General features: G+C 70.9%; 5 protein-coding genes. 4 read left to right on the top strand and 1 reads right to left on the bottom strand.

Annotated features, from left to right (window positions below):
- Nucleotides 1-163: 163 nt before the first annotated feature.
- The gene (locus tag C1I93_RS28300; protein WP_111246318.1) at nt 164-460 is read right to left on the bottom strand and encodes a CD225/dispanin family protein; all 297 of its coding nucleotides are present in this window, start codon (nt 458-460) and stop codon (nt 164-166) included.
- 161 nt (nt 461-621) lie between these two features.
- Between C1I93_RS28300 and purN the strand changes: the two genes are divergently transcribed.
- From purN to C1I93_RS28320, 4 genes are all read left to right on the top strand, one after another.
- The gene (gene purN / locus C1I93_RS28305) at nt 622-1,233 is read left to right on the top strand and encodes a phosphoribosylglycinamide formyltransferase (protein ID WP_111246322.1); all 612 of its coding nucleotides are present in this window, start codon (nt 622-624) and stop codon (nt 1,231-1,233) included.
- Nucleotides 1,230-2,801, top strand: a complete 1,572-nt coding sequence (gene purH / locus C1I93_RS28310; RefSeq protein WP_111246319.1) for a bifunctional phosphoribosylaminoimidazolecarboxamide formyltransferase/IMP cyclohydrolase — start codon at nt 1,230-1,232, stop codon at nt 2,799-2,801. Before purN ends, purH begins: the two co-directional genes overlap by 4 nt.
- 148 nt (nt 2,802-2,949) lie before the next feature.
- Nucleotides 2,950-3,810 (top strand): bifunctional methylenetetrahydrofolate dehydrogenase/methenyltetrahydrofolate cyclohydrolase, encoded by an 861-nt coding sequence (locus C1I93_RS28315; protein WP_111246320.1) that lies wholly within the window; start codon nt 2,950-2,952, stop codon nt 3,808-3,810.
- Nucleotides 3,811-3,909: 99 nt separating this feature from the next.
- On the top strand, nt 3,910-4,860 hold the full coding sequence (locus C1I93_RS28320) for a malate dehydrogenase (RefSeq protein WP_111246321.1): 951 nt from the start codon (nt 3,910-3,912) through the stop codon (nt 4,858-4,860).
- The last annotated feature ends 100 nt before the right edge of the window (nt 4,861-4,960 follow it).

A 4,960-nucleotide genomic window follows, 5' to 3' on the forward strand; every position in this document is an offset into this window, starting at 1 on the left:
GTGTCCGAGCCGGTGGGGGCCGCGTACGGGTTGGCCGGTGGTGGAGCGTACGGGTTGGCCGGCGGCGGCGCGTACGGGTTGCTCGGGGGTGGCGCGGTCGGATCCCCGTACGACGGCTGCGCGCCGTACGGGTCCTGACCGGGGTTACCGGGGTGCATCCGGCTCAGTACCCCAGGGCGTTGTTGCTGGCCGAACCGAGCAGCGCACTGCCCACGCAGCAGAGCAGGCTGATGGCCCACAAGGCGATACCGACGATCAGGGCCCACTTGGACCACTTCTTCGACTCGGCCGCCGCGGCCTGGGCGCCTGCGTAGTCGCCCTGCTGGAGCAGCGGGTTGACCTTCGAGGCGTTGATGATCGCCGGGATGGCCAGCGGCCAGAACAGGAAGATCGCGACGATCGACATTGTCATGTTGTTGTCGATCTGCTGGGGTGGCTGAGAGGGGTATCCGGGTTGCATCGCGACTGCTCCTCACATGTCGTTGTGCCAGGGGTGCGGACCACAAACGCGCCGGTCCGCAGGCGACCGGCAGCGTACCCGGTCCGGGCGACTTTGTTGGTCGGCGAAGGGCAGGCTGCCCAGCGTCCGGACCTCGGCGGAGGGCCGGATAGGGTGTGCCGGTGACCGAGCCCGCCCGCATCGTCGTCCTCGTTTCCGGCTCCGGCAGCAACCTGCAGGCCCTGCTGGACGCGAGCGCCGACCCGGCGTACGGCGCTCGGGTGGTCGCGGTGGGCGCGGACCGTGACGGGATCGCCGGGCTGGACCGGGCCGACGCGGCGGGCGTGCCGACCTTCGTGGAGCGGGTCAAGGACCATCCGGATCGTGAGCAGTGGGACGCGGCCCTCACCGCGCGGGTCACCGAGCACCGGCCCGACCTGGTCATCTCCGCCGGTTTCCTGAAACTGGTCGGGCCACGCTTCCTCGCCGCCTTCGGCGACCGCTACCTCAACACGCACAACACCCTGCTGCCGGCGTTCCCCGGCATCCACGGCCCGCGCGACGCCCTCGCTTACGGGGTGAAGGTCACCGGGGCGACCCTCTTCTTCGTCGACGCCGGGATGGACACCGGCCCGATCGTCGCGCAGGTGGCCGTGCCGGTGCGTGACGACGACGACGTCGACACGCTCACCGAACGCATCAAGGAAGCCGAGCGCAAGCAACTCGTCGAGCAGGTGGGCCGGCTGGTCCGCGAAGGCTGGACGATCACCGGAAGAAAGGTCACAGTTCCGTGAGCTCCATCCAGGACGGTCGCCGTCCGATCCGGCGGGCACTGGTAAGCGTCTACGACAAGAGCGGTCTGGTCGACCTGGCCCGCGCGCTGCACGCCGCGGGCGTCGAGATCGTCTCCACCGGCAGCACCGCGGCGACGATCGCCGGCGCCGGTGTGCCGGTGACCGCCGTGGAGCAGGTGACCGGCTTCCCGGAGATCCTCGACGGCCGGGTGAAGACGCTGCACCCGAAGATCCACGGTGGTCTCCTCGCCGACCTGCGCAAGGATGCCCACGCCGCCCAGCTCGACGAGCACGGCATCGCCGGGATCGACCTGCTGGTGTCCAACCTGTACCCCTTCCAGGAGACCGTGGCCTCCGGCGCGAGCCAGGACGAGTGCGTCGAGCAGATCGACATCGGCGGTCCGGCGATGGTGCGGGCCGCCGCCAAGAACCACGCCTCGGTGGCGGTGGTGACCGATCCGGCCGCGTACCCGCTGCTGCTGGCCGCCCTCGACGCCGGCGGCTTCACCCTGGAGCAGCGCCGGGCGCTGGCCGCCCGCGCCTTCGCCGACATCGCCGAGTACGACGTGGCGGTCGCCGACTGGTTCGCCAGCACCCTCGCTCCGGCCGCCGACGGCTGGCCGCAGTTCGCCGGGCAGGCGCTGCGCCGGCAGGCGGTGCTGCGCTATGGCGAGAACCCGCACCAGGCCGCCGCGCTCTACGCCGACCCGGCCAGCCCGTCCGGCCTGGCTCAGGCCGAGCAGCTGCACGGCAAGGAGATGTCGTACAACAACTACGTCGACGCGGACGCCGCCTGGCGGGCCGCGAACGACTTCGCCGACCAGCCGGCGGTGGCGATCATCAAGCACGCCAATCCGTGCGGCATCGCGGTCGGCGCGGACGTGGCCGAGGCGCACCGCAAGGCACACGCCTGCGACCCGGTCTCCGCCTTCGGCGGCGTCATCGCGGTGAACCGGCCGGTCTCGGTCGCGCTCGCCGGGCAGATCGCCGAGATCTTCACCGAGGTCGTGGTGGCGCCCGGATACGAGCCGGGTGCGGCCGATCTGCTCCAGGCCAAGAAGAACATCCGGCTGCTGCGGGCCCCGGAGTTCCGGCCGCTGCCGGCGGAGTGGCGGCAGGTCACCGGTGGCGTGCTGGTGCAGGCGCGGGACGCCATTGACGCCGAGGGCGACGACCCGGCCACCTGGCGGCTGGCCACCGGCGACGCGGCCGATGAGGCGACCCTGGCCGAGCTGGCCTTCGCCTGGCGGGCGGTGCGCGCGGTGAAGAGCAACGCGATCCTGCTGGCCCGCGACGGCGCCACCGTCGGCGTCGGCATGGGCCAGGTCAACCGGGTCGACTCGGCCCGCCTGGCGGTCGCCCGCGCCGGCACCGACCGGGCCCACGGCGCGGTGGCCGCCTCCGACGCCTTCTTCCCCTTCGCCGACGGCCCCCAGATCCTCATCGACGCCGGCATCCGGGCCATCGTCCAGCCCGGCGGCTCGATCCGCGACGAAGAGGTGATCGCCGCCTGCAAACAAGCCGGCGTAACCATGTACCTAACCGCCACCCGCCACTTCTTCCACTGAACCCACCCCCGCCCCACTAAACGTCGATCATGAGGTTGACGGCAGTTATTGATCTTCAAGCTGCCGTCAACCTCATGATCAACGGGGTGATTCTCTTGGTTGGCGTGGTCGAGGGAGCTTGGCTGGGCGGGCGTGAGACGATTTGTGCGTGACGGCGACGCTTCTGGACGGTAAGGCGACCGCGGCGGAGATCAAGGACGAGCTGCGGACGCGGGTCAAGGCGCTTGCGGAACGGGGCACCGTGCCGGGACTGGGCACAGTCCTGGTGGGTTCCGATCCCGGCTCGCAGGCGTACGTCAACGGCAAACACCGGGACTGCGCCGAGGTCGGCATCGCCTCGATCCGCCGGGAACTGCCCGCTGACGCCAGCCAGGAGCAGGTCGACGAGACCCTCGCCGAGCTGAACGCCGACCCGGCCTGCCACGGCTACATCGTCCAGTTGCCGCTGCCGGCCCACCTCGACACCCAGCGGGTGCTGGAACTGATCGACCCGGACAAGGACGCCGACGGCCTGCACCCGGTCAACCTGGGCCGACTGGTGCTCGGCTACGACGGTCCGCTGCCCTGCACCCCGCGCGGCGTGGTCGAGCTGCTCCGCCGGCACGAGGTGCCGCTGCGCGGCGCCAACGTCGCGGTGGTCGGCCGGGGCAACACCGTGGGCCGCCCGCTGGGGCTGCTGCTCACCCGGCGCAGCGAGAACGCCACGGTGACCCTGTGCCACACCGGCACTCTCGACCTGGCCGCGCACACCCGCGCCGCCGACATCGTGATCGTCGCCGCCGGCGTGCCCGGCCTGCTCACCGCCGACATGGTCACCCCTGGCGCGGTCGTCGTGGACGTCGGCATCACCCGGGTGATCGGCCCGGACGGCAAGGGCCGCTACACCGGCGACGTCGATCCGGAGGTCGCCGAGGTCGCGGGCAAGCTGGTGCCGATGCCCGGTGGTGTCGGCCCGATGACCCGCGCCATGCTCCTCACCAACGTCGTGGAGCGGGCCGAACGCGGCTGAGCTGCGCACCTGTCGATACCCGTCCGCCCCTGGCCTGATCGGTGCCAGGATGGCTGATACCGTCCGGAAAACCGACTGGTATCAGGGAGTGGGACGACCATGGGTAAGAAGGTCACTGTCGTCGGCGCCGGATTCTACGGCTCCACCACCGCGCAGCGCCTGGCCGAGTACGACGTCTTCGACACCGTCGTGATCACCGACATCATTGAGGGCAAGCCCGCGGGGATCGCGCTGGACCTCAACCAGTCGCGCGCGGTGGAGGGTTTCGAGACCACCGTGGTCGGCGTCACCACCGACAAGAACGGTGAGGGGTACGAGGCCATCGAGGGTTCGGACGTGGTGGTCATCACCGCCGGCCTGCCGCGCAAGCCGGGCATGAGCCGGATGGACCTGCTGGAGACCAACGCCAAGATCGTGCGGCAGGTCGCCGAGAACGTCGCGAAGTACGCCCCGAACGCAGTGGTGATCGTGGTGTCCAACCCGCTGGACGAGATGACCGCGCTGGCGCAGATCGCCACCCAGTTCCCGCGCAACCGGGTGCTGGGCCAGGCCGGCATGCTGGACACCGCCCGGTTCACCAACTTCGTGGCCGAGGCGCTGAGCGTGCCGGTGAAGTCGGTGAAGACGCTCACTCTCGGCTCGCACGGCGACACCATGGTCCCGGTGCCGTCGCAGAGCACCGTGGACGGCAAGCCGCTGCGCGAGGTCATGCCGGCCGAGCAGATCGAGGAGCTGGTGGTCCGGACCCGCAACGGTGGCGCCGAGGTGGTGGCTCTGCTCAAGACCGGCTCGGCGTACTACGCCCCGTCGGCTGCGGCGGCCCGGATGGCCAAGGCTGTCGCGGAGGACTCCGGCGAGGTCATGCCGGTCTGCGCCTGGGTCGACGGCGAGTACGGCATCTCCGGCGTCTACCTGGGCGTCGAGGCCGAGATCGGTGCCCAGGGCGTCAAGCGCGTCGTCGAGACCGACCTGGACGCCGACGAGCTGGCCGCCCTCAAGGAGGCCGCCGAGGCCGTCCGCGCCAAGCAGTCCGACATCTCCAGCATGTGACACCTGCTTCCGCCGAGCGCCCCGCGCCCCTTTCCGGGTCGCGGGGCGCTCGTGTCCCACCTGGACAGGTCCGCGTTGATCAAGTTGCCGGGTCGGGGGC

This window comes from Micromonospora endophytica (assembly GCF_003236305.1).
Classification (GTDB): Bacteria; Actinomycetota; Actinomycetes; order Mycobacteriales; family Micromonosporaceae; genus Micromonospora; species Micromonospora endophytica.